At 64.4% G+C, this 1,389-nt stretch carries 1 protein-coding gene; it reads right to left on the reverse strand.

The features are described 5' to 3' along the window. Nucleotides 1-7: 7 nt before the first annotated feature. Nucleotides 8-1,375, reverse strand: coding sequence for a ribosome biogenesis GTPase Der (der, locus tag OO12_RS18330; protein ID WP_034160185.1), 1,368 nt, complete (start codon nucleotides 1,373-1,375; stop codon nucleotides 8-10). Nucleotides 1,376-1,389: the final 14 nt, after the last annotated feature.

Consider the following 1,389-nt stretch of genomic DNA (forward strand, 5'->3'; position numbering starts at 1 on the left):
ATCCAATTTACCGATCGAAGGGATTTTTGGGAGCGCGGAGTGTGAGGCGGACGGGGACGGCGCCGAAGCCGAGGTCGCGTCGGATGCCGTTGATGAGATAGCGCTGATAGCTCATCGGCAATTGATCGACCCGTGTGCCGAACAGCACGAAGCCGGGCGGGCGCGTCTTGGCCTGGGTCAGATAGCGCAGCTTGATGCGCTTGCCGCCAGGGGCGGGCGGCGGATTGGCCTCGACCGCCTTTTCGAACCAGCGATTGAGTTCGCCGGTGCCGATGCGCTTCGACCAGGCCTCGCGCGTTTCGAACGCGACCTTGAGCAGCATGTCGATGCCCTTGCCGGTCGCCGCCGAGACGGTCAGCACCGGCACGCCCTTGACCTGGCTCAGCCCCTCCTCAAGCGCCGCCTTGACCCCGTTGAACAGGCTCGAGGCGTTTTCCGCCACGTCCCATTTGTTGAGCGCGACGACCAGCGCGCGCCCTTCCTGCAACGCATTGTCGGCAATGCGCAGATCCTGCGCCTCCAGTCCCCGCGTCGCGTCGAGCAACAGCACGACCACCTCGGCAAAGTCGATCGCGTGGAGCGCATCGGCAACCGACAGCTTCTCCAGCTTGTCCTGCACATTGGCGCGCTTGCGCATGCCGGCGGTATCGATCAGCCTGACCGCCCGGGTGCCGCGATCGGGATCGTTCCACAGCCATTCGATCGCGATCGAATCGCGCGTGATCCCCGCCTCCGGCCCGGTGATCAGCCGTTCCTGACCCAGCATGCGATTGATCAGGGTCGATTTCCCCGCATTGGGCCGCCCGACGATCGCCAGCTTCAGCGGCGCGTCGGGATTGTCGGGGTCTTCCTCTTCCTCCTCCTCGAGATCTTCATGCTCGATATAAGGGAGCAATGCTTCGAACAGGTCGCCCATGCCTTCGCCATGCTCGGCGGAAAGCTGCACCGGATCGCCAAAACCCAGCGACAGCGATTCAAGGATCCCCGCCTCCCCCGCCTTGCCTTCGGCCTTGTTCGCCACCAGCACGACCGGCGTGCTCGATCCACGCAGCCAGCGCGCGATCTCCTCATCCAGCGGCACCAGCCCGACACGCGAATCAATCATGAACAGCGCGACATCGGCCTGCGCCACCGCCGCCTCGGTCTGTGCCCGCATCCGTCCCGGCAGCGAGGCCGCATCCTCATCCTCGTAACCCGCGGTATCGATGATGCGGAACTCAAGCCCGACCAGCGTCGCATCGCCTTCGCGACGGTCACGCGTCACCCCCGGCCGATCATCGACCAGCGCAAGCTTCTTGCCGACAAGACGGTTGAACAAAGTCGATTTGCCGACATTGGGGCGGCCGATAATCGCGACCGTGGGAAGTTTGGACATCAGCCTGCCTTACG

This window comes from Sphingomonas sp. ERG5 (assembly GCF_000803065.1).
In the GTDB taxonomy this organism is placed as follows: Bacteria; Pseudomonadota; Alphaproteobacteria; order Sphingomonadales; family Sphingomonadaceae; genus Sphingomonas.